The organism is Mycobacterium lehmannii (assembly GCF_002245535.1).
GTDB lineage: Bacteria > Actinomycetota > Actinomycetes > Mycobacteriales > Mycobacteriaceae > Mycobacterium > Mycobacterium lehmannii.
The window spans coordinates 20934-33269 of the sequence record NZ_NKCN01000038.1 but is presented as its reverse complement, the minus strand read 5'-3'; the positions used below and the strand labels follow the sequence as shown (position 1 = coordinate 33269).

12 protein-coding genes are annotated in these 12336 nt (G+C 67.1%); 5 read left to right on the top strand and 7 right to left on the bottom strand.

Going from position 1 to position 12336, the window contains the following annotated elements; genetic code table 11:
- Together CEX87_RS25440 and ppk2 are read right to left on the bottom strand one after the other, a co-directional pair.
- Positions 1–1189: HNH endonuclease signature motif containing protein (locus tag CEX87_RS25440; RefSeq protein WP_094289650.1), on the bottom strand; the 1189-nt coding region annotated here is incomplete at its 3' end.
- A gap of 107 nt (positions 1190–1296) precedes the next feature.
- Entirely contained in the window at positions 1297–2187 is an 891-nt protein-coding gene (gene ppk2 / locus CEX87_RS25435) for a polyphosphate kinase 2 (protein ID WP_064395844.1), read from the bottom strand.
- Between the two features lie 65 nt (positions 2188–2252).
- Here ppk2 and CEX87_RS25430 point away from each other — a divergent pair, with 65 nt between their 5' ends.
- On the top strand, positions 2253–2870 hold the full coding sequence (locus CEX87_RS25430; RefSeq protein WP_094289648.1) for a rhomboid-like protein: 618 nt from the start codon (positions 2253–2255) through the stop codon (positions 2868–2870).
- Here CEX87_RS25430 and CEX87_RS25425 read toward each other — a convergent pair.
- Positions 2849–3478 carry a DUF2510 domain-containing protein gene (locus CEX87_RS25425; RefSeq protein ID WP_064418094.1) on the bottom strand — a complete coding sequence of 210 codons (630 nt, stop codon included), beginning with the start codon at positions 3476–3478 and terminating at the stop codon, positions 2849–2851. The two genes, CEX87_RS25430 and CEX87_RS25425, sit on opposite strands and share 22 nt — an antisense overlap.
- A gap of 337 nt (positions 3479–3815) precedes the next feature.
- Between CEX87_RS25425 and CEX87_RS25420 the strand changes: the two genes are divergently transcribed.
- Positions 3816–4745, top strand: coding sequence for an NAD(P)/FAD-dependent oxidoreductase (locus tag CEX87_RS25420; protein ID WP_064426492.1), 930 nt, complete (start codon positions 3816–3818; stop codon positions 4743–4745).
- Here the strand turns inward: CEX87_RS25420 and CEX87_RS25415 are convergent.
- Entirely contained in the window at positions 4720–5601 is an 882-nt protein-coding gene (locus tag CEX87_RS25415; protein ID WP_094289646.1) for an alpha/beta fold hydrolase, read from the bottom strand. The genes CEX87_RS25420 and CEX87_RS25415 overlap by 26 nt on opposite strands.
- Before the next feature lie 45 nt (positions 5602–5646).
- On the opposite strand from CEX87_RS25415, the gene CEX87_RS25410 reads away from it, so the two are divergent.
- The 3 genes from CEX87_RS25410 to CEX87_RS25400 are packed head-to-tail and all read left to right on the top strand — an operon-like array spanning position 5647 to position 8734.
- Positions 5647–6255 carry a TetR/AcrR family transcriptional regulator gene (locus tag CEX87_RS25410; protein ID WP_094289645.1) on the top strand — a complete coding sequence of 203 codons (609 nt, stop codon included), beginning with the start codon at positions 5647–5649 and terminating at the stop codon, positions 6253–6255.
- Positions 6252–7766, top strand: a complete 1515-nt coding sequence (locus CEX87_RS25405) for an FAD-dependent monooxygenase (protein WP_094289644.1) — start codon at positions 6252–6254, stop codon at positions 7764–7766. Before CEX87_RS25410 ends, CEX87_RS25405 begins: the two co-directional genes overlap by 4 nt.
- Before the next feature lie 8 nt (positions 7767–7774).
- Positions 7775–8734: a quinone oxidoreductase family protein gene (locus CEX87_RS25400; RefSeq protein WP_142301130.1), complete on the top strand. Its 960-nt coding sequence runs from the start codon at positions 7775–7777 to the stop codon at positions 8732–8734.
- Here CEX87_RS25400 and CEX87_RS25395 read toward each other — a convergent pair.
- From CEX87_RS25395 to CEX87_RS25385, 3 genes are read right to left on the bottom strand one after another with little or no spacing between them, the layout of a single operon-like run.
- Positions 8731–10812, bottom strand: a complete 2082-nt coding sequence (locus tag CEX87_RS25395) for a xanthine dehydrogenase family protein molybdopterin-binding subunit (protein ID WP_094289640.1) — start codon at positions 10810–10812, stop codon at positions 8731–8733. The genes CEX87_RS25400 and CEX87_RS25395 overlap by 4 nt on opposite strands.
- The gene (locus CEX87_RS25390) at positions 10809–11795 is read right to left on the bottom strand and encodes an FAD binding domain-containing protein (RefSeq protein WP_094289638.1); all 987 of its coding nucleotides are present in this window, start codon (positions 11793–11795) and stop codon (positions 10809–10811) included. Before CEX87_RS25390 ends, CEX87_RS25395 begins: the two co-directional genes overlap by 4 nt.
- Positions 11792–12307 carry a 2Fe-2S iron-sulfur cluster-binding protein gene (locus CEX87_RS25385; RefSeq protein ID WP_094289636.1) on the bottom strand — a complete coding sequence of 172 codons (516 nt, stop codon included), beginning with the start codon at positions 12305–12307 and terminating at the stop codon, positions 11792–11794. The genes CEX87_RS25390 and CEX87_RS25385 overlap by 4 nt, the downstream gene beginning before the upstream one ends.
- Positions 12308–12336: the final 29 nt, after the last annotated feature.

The window sequence follows — 12336 nt, the reverse complement described above, 5'->3', positions numbered from 1 at the left end:
GGGGTTGGGTGGGTGTACGCGCCAGCGATCCGGGGTCAAGTGGTTCGCCCTCGCGGGTGGTGACGCGTAGTTGGTGGGCGGGTCCGGTGATGGTGATCTCGCCACTGTGGTGCAGCCGGTGATGGTAGGGGCAGACCAGGACCAGGTTGTCCAGTTCGGTGGGCCCGCCGTCTTCCCAGTGCACGAGGTGATGAGCGTGCAGCCCGCGGGTGGCTCCGCAGCCGGGCACCCGGCAGGTGCGGTCGCGGTGCTCGAGGGCTCGGCGCAGGCGCCGGCTGATCACCCGCGTCGCTCGCCCGGCCCCGATGAGTTGACCGTGGCGCTCGAGCCAGATCTCGCAGCCGGTATCGCACAACAACAGTCGCCGATCGGCCTCCGAGAGCACCGGGCCCAGATGCGGCCAGGCGGCAGCCTTGTCGACATCGAAGTGAACGATCACGGTGGTGTCTTGGCCGTGGGGGCGCCGGGCCACCTCGGTGTCCCAGCCGGCGTCCACCAGGCGCATGAACGCATCACCTAGGCTGGGGAACGGCGGTTGGCGGCGCAGGTCGCCGAGTCGCTCGCGGCGTTCGTGCGTGTCGCCGTCTGTGTCGGGGCCGTGATCGCTGATGTGCTCGTTGATCAGCGCGTCGCGGTGTGACTGCAGGGCGGCATCGAACTTGGCCGCCTCCAGGGTGGGCAGGGTGATGCGGTAGGTGGTGGACTGCTCGCCGACGGTTTTGGTCAGCGACGGTTCGGGGGAAGGTGCGGGGCGTTCGGGCTCAGGGCGGGGTTCGAGTTTGGCTGCAAAGCGCAGTTGGCTGACGGTGGCCACCGAGGCCAGCTGCGCATAGTGCTCATCAGATCCCGGTCCGGCGTGTTGGGCGATCACCCCGACCTGATCGGCCGACAACTGTCCCTGGCGTAGCTGTTCGGTGCAGCGGGGAAACTCCTGGATGCGATGCGCGATGGCGGTGATCGTTTTGGCGGTGGTATCGGACAGGCCCAGCTTCCAGGCCACCAACGCTTTGACCGAGCGCGCACCGGTAGCCCCCCACGCCCCCTCCCGCTCGATCTGGGCGACGATGTCCACGATGCGCCCATCGATGGCGTTGCGTTGACCGGCCAACTCCTCCAGCGCAGCGAACTGCGCGCCCAGCCGCTCATCGGGCGACAACTCCTGGGCCTGCCCGGGTGCGGTCAACGTCATAACCGCATCATGACACCCCCCACCGACAAAAAGTCGCCGTCCGCCACTCACCGTGCTGAGATGGCTCGTGAACAGCGAAAACCGCTGTCGTCGAGCCCGATTGACCCTCAGTCCTCCAGCGCCCGACCGACGATCAACGGGTCCGGCTCGCCGACCACCTCGTCGTCCTTGTCGTCGTAGTCGAAGCGCGACAGCAGGTATCGCATCGCGTTGATCCGTCCGCGCTTCTTGTCGTTGCTCTTCACGACGATCCACGGTGCGTAATCGGTGTCGGTCGCGACGAACATCTCCTCCTTGGCCCTGGTGTACTGCTCCCATCGGTTGACCGCTTCCATGTCCATCGACGAGAACTTCCACTGCCGCAGCGGATCGACCAGCCGGATCGCGAACCGCGTCCGCTGTTCGGCCGGCGAGACGGAGAACCAGAACTTGGTGAGGTGCAGCCCCGAGTTCACCAGCATCTCCTCGAACGCCGGTGCCTGCCGCATGAACTCGGCATGCTGTTTCGGCGTACAGAAGCCCATCACCCTCTCCACACCGGCACGGTTGTACCAGGAGCGGTCGAACAGCACCATCTCCCCGGCGGTCGGCAGATGCCTGACGTATCGCTGGAAGTACCACTGCGACTTCTCTTCTTCGGTCGGCTTCTCCAACGCCACAACCCGGGCGCCGCGCGGGTTGAGGTGCTCCATGAACCGCTGGATCGAGCCGCCCTTACCCGCCGCGTCCCGGCCCTCGAACACGATGACGTGGCGCGCGCCGGTGCGCTTGCTCCACTTCTGCAACTTCAACAGTTCGATCTGCAGCTGCCGCTTTATCCGCTCGTATTCGTCGCGACTCATCCGCTCGTCATAGGGATACCGTTCGCGCCACGTCTCGATCGGCTTACCGTCGCGATCGAGCAGTACCGGGTCATCTTCGTCCTCGTCGTTGACGGTGTATCCGTGGTCGTCGGTCGACAGCGCGTCGAGGTCGATTTCCGAGTCTGCAGTCGTCATCACCGGCTCCTAACGACGCTCACCTACCCGCAAGCCTGCCTGGCTAATCGCGCTAATCTCAGCGGGTGCGGCTCCTCCGCGCCGTCGCCGGCGCCCCGTTCAGCTTCGCGTGGCTGCTCGTCTTGCTCATCACGACTCGGGTGCAGCGCTCGGCCGGACATCGGGGGTCGCGACGGATCCAGCGGAGAAATTCCACGAACCTGCGCCGGCTGCGCAGCGAACCCCATCGCGTCCTCACCACCAGCTTGTTCTGGCTCGACGACCACAGGTGGTGGCCCTACGTCCCGGTGTTCGTCGGCGTCGTCGCCCCCGCGGAGCGCCGGTTGGGTTGGTGGCGTTGGCTTCTCGTCGGGATCGGCGCGCACGTCGTCGCCACCCTCGTCGGCCAGAGCTACCTGCGGTTCCTCATCCGGAAGGGCCGAGCGCCGCAGCGAGCGGAGAACGCCCGCGACGTCGGCGTGAGCTACTTCGTCCTCGGGGTGGCCGGGGCTCTGTCGGGCTACACCCGCAAGCCGTGGCGCTCCGGTGCCCAGGCCGCCGCCGCGCTGGCGCTGGCCGGTAACGCCGCCGCCCGGCCCACGTTCACCGAAGTCGGCCACCTGACCGCGTTCCTCGTCGGGCTAGCGACCGTCCCGCTCGCACCCGACCGCGACGAGCAGCCCTATCCGTCGATACCCCGCTGACTCACGACCGTAGGCCGCTCACCGTTGAACCGCGTCACAGGCGGTGGCGGATACCGCCCGTAGATGCCCGCCGGATCGCCCTCGGCGTAGAGCTTGCTCTCGTAGTCGGCTCGAGCGGCGAGAACGTCACGGCGGTACTGCTCGCGTAGCTCTTGAGCTTTTCGAGCCTCGGCAGACTTGTGCCGCCAGAACAGGAATCCGCCGGCACCGACCATGGGGACCAATATGAGGAGCAACCATGGGTTCTCGGCAAGGATGCCGAGCACGACGAGTCCGAGAATCACGCCCGCGACGATCAGTGGCGTCCGGGATCGCGTATTGACGTTCACACCGCCGGGACCCCCGCCGACCGCGATTGCTGATCCAGACGATCCGCCGAAGATCGCGAACAGAATCCAGAACGGCAGCCAGAGCCCGCAGGAGAGAAGCGTCAGAACGAGGTGCAGCGCGTGGTTCGTTCCTCCGCCGGACGACACCGCCACAGCCACCGCTGTCGGGGCGGTGACGGTCGGCGGTGGCGTCGGCGCGAAGTGCTGCGTCCACCGCTGACCGTCGTAGTAGCGCTGCCCCGGCTGCCCGCTGGGATCCGGGAACCAGCCCGCGCTCATTGCGAAAATCCCTGCGCATCAGAATTCTTAATGCGCCGTGCGCAGCAGCGCAAAGCCGTTGTCGGTAGTTCTCCTCGGCACACAATGCCTCCCTCAGTTGTCCACGGTCTTCAACATGTGGGCACCGATCATCCCCCGACGGCGCTGCAACCCCACGACCACTGACCGCAACACAAACGCTACGAAAAATCGGGGCCCGGGGAATCAGGGGTTTCCCTATGAACGAGTTTGCTGGGTCCCTCTGCGAGTCGCGCTCACTGAGCCTTGCCAAGACGCCGCTGACCTCGGCACATCGGCCGGGAGGTTTCGCGACGGCCACCTCGGGAACGATGAGGCCATGGATTGGGAATGTGCTGTCGTCGGGGGAGGGGCCGCCGGGTTGAGCGCCGCCCTCGTCTTGGGGCGCGCGAGACGACGCACGGTCGTCATCGACGCCGATGAACAGAGCAACCGCGTCTCGAACGTGATCGGTGGCCTTCTCGGCTACGACCAGCGCCCACCCGCAGAGTTGTACGCGGAAGGCCGCCGCGAGCTGTCGGCCTACCCCAGCGTCGAGTACCGGCACGGCCAGATTCTCAGCGGCCGCCCGGTCGACAACGGCTTCATTCTCGAACCCGACGATGGCGATCCGATTCTCACGAAGCGGGTCCTGCTGGCAACCGGCATGCAGTACAACCCGCCGGACCTGCCCGGGCTGGCCGAGCTGTGGGGCACCTCGGTCTTCCAGTGTCCGTTCTGTCACGGTTGGGAGATGCGCGACAAGCGGCTGGCCACCATGGCCGCCGGCGAGGAGGCGATGCACTCGGCGCTGATGCTTCGCGGCTGGAGCGACGACGTCGTGCTGCTGACCGACGGGCGCACCGACCTGTCACCCGAGGACAAGCAGGTGCTGAAGGCCGCCGACGTGACCATCGAGGACCGTCGGGTCGTCGAATTGCTCAGCGAGGACGGACAACTGAGCGCGATCGCCTTCGCCGACGGAGACCGGCTCGCTCGCGACGGTCTACTCGTCGAGGCGCCGCTCAAACAACGCTCACCGCTCGCCGAGCAGCTCGGCGCCGCGTGCACACCGGGCCCGCTGGCCGCCGACACCATCAGCATCGACCCGATCCACCGCACTGAGGCCAGCGGCGTGTTCGCCGCGGGCGACCTCTGCAGCGAACAGCCCTATGTGGCGGGCGCGATCGCCGCCGGCTCGAAGGCGGCGATGATCATCGTCCAAAGCCTGCTGGCCGACCAGTTCAGCCTCCCGTACCCCCCGATCTGAGCACATCCGCGGCGACGAACTCGCGCAGTTCGTCGGCGAGGCGGGCGGGCTGATCCAGCGGTATCAGCGTGTAGCTGTCGCCGATCTCGACCAGGCGGCCATGCGGGAACAGCGATGCGAGACGCGGGCCGTGCTCAGCGGGCATCACCTTGTCCTCGGGTGCCCACACCACGAGTACGGGCCGGTCGAAGGTTCGAAGCTGTTCCGTCAGCTCGGCCAGTCGCGCCCGGCTCGGCGTCGAGCCCGCGAAGGTGCGCAGGTCGCGGCGCACTGCGCTATCGGTTAACGCGGGACGGAACCATTGATCCATCACGTCTTTCGGTATCGGGTGCTTGGCCATCCAGCCCCAGCCGCCAGGGGCGCGGCGGAACCAGTCGAACCGCTGCAGCTGCATCGTCAGCCAAAGCGCGCCGGGGATTTTCGCGCTGGAGGCGACGGCCTTGCCCGGTAGCCCCGGCGGGAAGTTGTCGAAGGCCTCGCACGCAACCAGAACCAGCGCGGCGATCCGCTGGGCTCCCTCGGCGACGAGGAACTGTGCACCTCCCCAGTCGTTGAGCACCAGCGTGACGTCGTGCAAATCCAACCGTTCGATGAACTCGCCGACCAACGCCGCGACGCCCTCATGGGTCACCAGCTCCCCACGTCTCATCGGACGTCGGTGGCTGCCCAGGGGCAGGGTGGGAGAGATGCAGCGATGCTCGGGCGCCAGCCGCGCAACGACGTTGTCCCACAGAGAGCTATCCATGTTGACCCCGTGCAACAGCACGACGACGGGGCCGTCGCCGCCGGTGTCCGAGTATTCGATGACTCCGGCGCTCAGGTCGACCCGATGCTGGGTCTGGAGAACGTTTCGCATGGCACCTCCTAGACAGACCGACCGTCGGTCTGTAGCGTAAGACAGGTGCGGGAGATAAAGCAACCGGAAGTGCGCAAGAGCGAGATCGTCGGTGCCGCGCTCAAGCTGTTCACGGAGAACGGGTACGAGAAGACCACCGTCGCAGCGATCATCGGTGAGCTCGGCGTCGCGAAAGGCTGCTTTTACCACCACTTTCGGTCCAAGGATGAAGTGTTCGAAGCCTGCGTGCTGGCGGCCTCGCAGCAGATCGCGGATACGTGGATCGCGGCGCTGACGGACCACTCGCGGTCACCGACTGCTCGCCTGATGGACTTTCACTTCAGCTACCGGGAACTGACCGATGCCGCCACCTCGGGATTGATTGCCGACCTGTACTCGCGGGCGTTCACCGATATGCACCACCGCGTGACCGCGCAGGTCGCCGCCGACGTGCTGCCCGCCGTGACCGCACTGATCGAAGAAGGCGTGCAGCAGGGCGAATTCACCGTCAGTGACCCACATTTCACCGCCGTCGTCCTGCTCGGTGCCCTGCAAGGACTGCATGAGGCGTACGCCCCGCTCACCGGCCTGGATCAGGTCGCGCACCGGCGCAAGCTCGTCGAGATGTTCGAGCGACTCCTGGCCGCCAAGATTCCCGCAGAGGAGAGTTCATGAACTTCGACCACACCGATGTGCTGATTGTCGGCGCGGGACCCACCGGTCTGACGATGGCCAACGAACTGGCCCGCCGCGGTATCCGCACCCGCATCATCGACGCCGCGGCCGGACCCAACACCGAGACGCGCGCACTGGGCGTGCAGGCTCGCAGCCTCGAACTCTTCGATCGGCAGGGCATCACCGAACAGCTGCTCGCGCGCGGACTCAAAGCGCGAGTCTTCAATGTGTTCAGCGAGAACCGGCAGATCCTGCGAGCCGACTTCGCCGGTTTGGCATCGCCCTACCCATTCCTGCTGATGATCCCGCAGAACGAAGTGCAAGAGGTCCTCACCGCGAACCTCGCCGCACTCGGCACCCACGTCGAGCATCAGGTCGAGATGGTGGAACTTACTCAGCACGCCGACCACGTACGCGTCGACGTGCGCGGCCCCGACGGCAGCAGCGAAACGGTGCGGGCGAGCTGGATCGTCGGCGCGGACGGGGCGCACAGCAGCGTCCGCCGGCAGCTCGGGCTGCGGTTCCTGGGCTCGGCGTTCGAGGAGAACTTCGCTGTCGCCGATCTCCGAATGGACTGGGACCTCCCCGGCGCCGAGTTCTTCGCGTTCTTGAATCGGGGCAGGTTCGTGGCCTACTTTCCGATGCTGCACGGCTGGCATCGCATCGCGGTCGCACAGTACGAGCAACCCGCGCCCGCCGGCGACGTCACGCAGGCCGAATTGCAGCGTGCCGTCGACGTCTGCGCGCCCCCGGGTGCCAGGATCACCGAAGTCAGGCAGGCCGGCCGATTCCGGATCAACCAGCGCAGAGTCGAATCACACTCGGCCGGAAGGGCTTTCCTCATCGGCGACGCCGCCCATATCCACTCCGTGGTCGGTGCGCAGGGCATGAACACCGGCATCCAGGACGCCTTCAACCTCGGTTGGAAACTCGCGGCAGTCGTGCGGGGTGAGGCGGACCGAGCGCTGCTGGACACCTACGCCGCCGAGCGGGCGCCGGTTGCCCGACGACTCGTCAAAGGAACCCGGCGCATCACAAGGATGACCCTGCTGCGCAACCCCGTGAGCACGAAGATGCGCCGCACCATCGCTCCGCACATCCTGGCGCGACGACCGGTCCAGCGCACCCTGTTGCGCGCGATCTCACAGATCGACGTGTCCTACCACGATGATTCGGGTAGTGCGCCGCAGGGGCGGGTCGCCGTCGGCGACCGTGCACCCGACGTGACGCTCGCCGGACAGGATGGCGCCTCCACCCGGCTCTTCGACCTGCTGGACCCGACGAGGCACACCCTGCTGACCATCGGCGACGCCACGCCGCCCGCTTCCGAATTGCCCGACCGGATAAGCGCAGTACGAGTCGACGAGCCCGCCGTCGCCACCACCTACGACCTGCCCGACGGCGGCTACGTTCTCATCCGGCCTGACGGTTACATCGCTTACCGCAGTGACCAGCGCGATCCGACGTCGGTGATCGAGAACGTCGACCGCGTTCTCGCCCAACCTGTTTAGGAGTGACGATGAAAGCCGCCTGGATGGCCGAGTTCGGTGGACCAGAAGTGCTGCATGTCGGTGACAGCGCGGTGCCGGTGCCCGGACCGAATGAGGTGCTGATCGAGGTGGAGGCAGCCGGCATCACCTACGGCGACGTGATGAAGCGCCAGGGGGTGTTCGGCACCTTCGACTTGCCTGCGGGGATGGGGCAGGAGGTCGCGGGGACGGTTCGCAGCTCCGGCTCGGGTGGACCTGCCGTCGGGTCACGGGTGGCGGCGATGGTTGAGCACGGCTACGCCGAGTTCGCCATTGCGCAGACTGGTTCGGTTGTGCCGCTGCCTGATTCGGTGGACAGCCGTGATGCGGCCATCCTCTGGGTCCACGGAGCGACCGCCTACCAGACATTGCGCGACGCCGGGAGAATCACGTTCGGCGACACCGTGCTGGTGCACGCCGCCGCGGGAGGTGTCGGAACCCTCGCGATCCAACTCGCCCGACTGCTCGGCGCTGGCGTCGTCATCGGCACGGCGGGAACTCCGCAGAAACTCAACCACATTCGGTCGTACGGCGCTGACTTCGCCGTGGACTACTCCGAAGCCGGATGGGCCAAGACCGTGCTCGAGTTGACCGACGGGCATGGGGTCGACCTCGTGCTCGACTCCGTCGGTGGTCAAACCTCGCAAGACACCCTGGACTGCATCGCGCCGTTCGGCCGGATCGTCACGTTCGGAGCCGCAAGTGGAACCCCGCCGACGTACTCGGGGATGGCCTTGATGACACAGAACCTCACGGTGACCGGTTACTCCCTGATGGGCTGGCACAGTCGCCAGGACGCCTTCAGCCAGGCCCTCGAACAACTTCTCGCATTCACCGCCGACGGCCGACTCCGCCCGAAAGTCACCGAGTACCGCCTCGATGACGTCGTCGAAGCGCACCGCGCACTCGTCGGCCGACAAACCGTCGGCAGCCTCGTGTTACGGCCTTAGCCCAGCAGCGCGTCGCACATCACGGGGAGGTCCCGCACCCGGATGCCCGTGGCGTGATAGACGGCGTTGACGACCGCCGCGGCAGAACCGACGATGCCGATCTCACCCGCACCGCGCGAGCCCATCGGATTGGCGTGCTTGTCCACGTCGTCGAGCCACATCGCCTCGATCGCGGGGACGTCGGCGTGCGAGCTGATGTGGTACGTCGCCAGATCCCGGGTGACGATGTGGCCGAAGCGGGGATCGCGCACGCTCTCCTCGTGCAGCGCCATCGACAGCCCCATCGTCATGCCGCCGATCAACTGCGAGCGCAGTGTCGCCGGGTTGATCGCCCGGCCGATCGAGAACACCCCCAGCATCCGCGACACCCGGATCTCGCCCGTATGCCGGCTGACCCGCGCCTCTACGAAATGCGCACCGAACGAATACATTCCGAAGTTCGGCGCCTCCTCGTTCTCCGGCGCCTCGGCGGTGGTGCTCACTCCGACCTCGGGATGGTCACCGTGGTCGTGCCGGAACTGTTGTGCCGCAGCGACGATCGCACGGCCCCACGAGCTGATACCCGACGAACCGCCCTCCACCGACGCGGCCGGGAGGTCGGTGTCTCCGATCTGCAAGTCGATCGCCGAGAGCTCGCATCCGAGCGCATCGGCGGCGATCTGGCTCAACGCCGTCCACGTGCCGGTGCCGATGTCGACGGCGCCGATCGCGACCGCGTAGCGCCCCGGCGCGACACATTCGATGCGGGCGCTGTTGCCCGGCTGGACCATCGCGGGATACACCGCCGACGCCACACCCGTACCGAGCAACCACTCACCCTCGCAACGGCTTCCCGGCTCCGGGTCACGCGACGCCCAACCAAATTGCTCGGCTCCCGTCTGCAGGCACTCGACTAGTCGCCGGTCCGACCATGGGTTACCGGTCTCAGGATCGACGTCGGGTTCGTTGCGGATGCGCAACTCGATCGGGTCGAGATCGCACGCGACGGCCAGCTCGTCCATCGCGACCTCGAGCGCGAACATGCCCGGACACTCGCCGGGGGCGCGCATCCAGAACGGGACGGGCACGTCGAGCGCCGCCAACCGGTGTGACGTCTTGCGATTCGCGCCCGCGTACATCATGCGCGTGGGCACCGCGGCCTGCTCGGCGAACTCCTTGACCGTGGCGGTCTGGGCGATCACGTCGTGCCTCACCGATGTCAACGTCCCGTCACGCTCGGCGCCGAGACGCAGGTGATGAATGGTCGGCGTGCGATATCCGACGAAGTCGAACATCTGCTGCCGGGTGACGGCGAACTTCACCGGCCGCCCCGGAACCCGCTGCGCCGCCATCACTGCGAGCACGTTGTGTGAGTGCGGCGCACCCTTGGAACCGAACCCACCGCCCACATTGTTCGCGATGACGCGCACCTGCTCGGGGTCGAGGCCGAACGTCGTCGCCATCTCCTTGCGGACCACGTGGACGCCCTGCGTGGAATCCCACAGCGTCAACGTGTCGTTGTCCCACAGCGCGATACACGCGTGCGGCTCCATCGGATTGTTGTGCTCGTGCGGTGTCGAGTAGATCTGGTCGACGACGACCGGCGCGTCACGCAGCGCGGCTTCGGCGTCGCCCTCGGCGGTGTCGGTCGGATAGCCCGCGTTGACCTGCTCGGGCGCATACAGCTTCGGATGGTCGGCGCGCAGTTCGACGTCGTGCGGGGAAGCGTCGTATTCGACCTGCACCAGACCTGCTGCATGACGGGCGGTCTCGGCGTTCTCGGCCACCACTGCACCGATTAACTGACCGCGATAATTCACCTGCGGGCCCTGCAGAATCGTGAGGTCACCGTTGGAGGTGTCAGCCAACTGAGACTTGTCGAACACGGTGAGTATCGCCAGAACTCCGTCGACCGCTTCGGCGGCGGAGGTGTCCATGGTCGTGATGCGGCCGTTGGCGATGGTGGCCTGAACCGGATGAAGGTAGGCGGCGTTCTCGACCGCGTACTCGTAGGCATAGTCCGCGGTGCCGGTGACCTTGGCGGGCCCGTCGAGACGGGTGACACGTGTGCCGATAGCGCGGGGTTCAAGGGTGGTCATCGTTGCTCGCTCAGTTCGGTCAGGGTGGCGATGATGGTGCGGCGGGTGAGTTCGACCTTGAACTCGTTGCCCGGCAACGGTTGCGCATCCACGAGTTCGGCGTCTGCGGCCCGCCGGAACGTGTCTTCGGTGGCCGGCGCACCTGTGAGGACTTCTTCGGCACGGCGGGCACGCCACGGTTTGTGGGCGACGCCGCCGAGCGCGATGCGCGCGCTCGTGACGGTGCCGTCGTCGACGATGAGTTCAGCGGCCACCGACGTCAACGCGAAGGCATAGGAGGCGCGGTCGCGCACCTTCCGGTACGTCGACCGGGCTCCGTCCGGCGGCGCAGGGATCTCGACCGCGGTGATCAGCGCGCCGGGCGGCAACTCGGTGTCGCGGTCGGGGCGGTCGCCGGGCAGGCGGTGAAACTCCGTCAGCGGTAGGCGGTGTTCGCCCTCGGCGTCCACGAACACGACCTGCGCGTCGAGCGCGGCCATCGCGACGGCCATGTCCGAAGGGTGCACGGCCACACAGTGTTCGGAGGCGCCGAGGATCGCGTGGTAGCGCACGTAGCCGCCGATCGCGGAGCATCCCTCGCCCGGCGTGCGCTTGTTGCACGGTGTGGTGACGTCCTGGAAGTACACGCATCGGGTGCGCTGCAACAGGTTTCCCGCGGTCGTCGCGAGGTTGCGCAGCTGGCCGGAGGCCGCCGACAGCAACGCCCGCGCGAGCACCGGGTAGCGGCTGCGAACCACGGGGTGGGCGGCGAGGTCGCTGTTGCGGACGTCGGCGCCGACGCGCAGGGCGCCGTCCGGCAGCTGCTCGATATCGGTGAGCGGCAGGTGGCCGACGTCGACGACGAGGGAGGGCTCGAGGATGCCGAGCTTCATGTGGTCGACGAGGTTGGTGCCGCCGGCGAGGAACACGGCGTCGGGACGTTCGGCGACGGCGGTGACGGCGTCGGCGACGCTGGTGGCACGGTGGTAGTCGAACGGGATCATCGGGCGGCCTCGCTGATGGCGGCGACGATGTTCGGATAGGCGGCGCAACGGCAGAGGTTGCCGCTCATGCGCTCGCGAATCTCGTCGTCGGAGAGTTCGGGTGGCTTTTCGAGATCGTCGGTGACGTGGCTGGGCGCGCCGGACTTGACCTCGTCGAGCATGCCGACTGCCGAACAGATCTGGCCTGGTGTGCAGTAGCCGCACTGGAAGCCGTCGTGGTCGAGGAACGCCCGGGCGACGGGATGCAGCGTGTCGCCGTCGCCGAGGCCGGAGGCGGTGACGATCTCGGCGCCGTCGTGAGCCACGGCGAAGGCCAGGCAGGTGGTGGCCCGGCGGCCGTCGAGCAGAACCGTGCACGACCCGCACTGGCCGTGGTCGCAGCCCTTCTTGGGTGCGGTGACGCCGAGGTGTTCGCGGAGCAGGTCGAGCAGGGTGACGCGGTTGTCGACGTGCACGGAGTGCTCGGTGCCGTCGACGGACACGGTGATTTCGGTGAAGTGGGCTGACTCCATTGTCGGCAGGTACCCGTGTCAAGCCGGGC